This is a genomic window from Jeotgalibacillus sp. ET6 (assembly GCF_029667115.1).
Lineage (GTDB): Bacteria > Bacillota > Bacilli > Bacillales > Jeotgalibacillaceae > Jeotgalibacillus.
In genome coordinates this window covers 1-250 of record NZ_JARUIU010000190.1, presented here as the reverse complement: position 1 = coordinate 250, position 250 = coordinate 1, and the positions used below count along the sequence as shown (strand labels likewise).

The 250-nt window shown below is 45.6% G+C and carries 1 pseudogene; it reads right to left on the bottom strand.

The window, feature by feature from the left end:
* Positions 1-230 (bottom strand): annotated as a pseudogene (locus tag P6709_RS20150) (hypothetical protein); the annotation flags it as partial.
* Positions 231-250 lie beyond the last annotated feature (20 nt).

Below are 250 nucleotides of genomic sequence, written 5' to 3'. Positions count from 1 at the left end.
GGCGACTCCAGCAGGATTTGACGGCAAGCTGAGACTATACATGGCAAGGCCCTTGAAAGGCTCAGCGCAAACATTATTCCATTGGGTGAGACCGTGAAATGCGCCAGCATGGAAGTTTTTACCAGAATAAAGTTTAAAAATGCCGTAAGTACGAAGGCTAAAAACAACCTGACATCTGGTTTGATGTATTGCATCGTATCAAGGATCGCAAAGCCTGCCGTTACGATCATGTTCCGGATGAAATCCAATG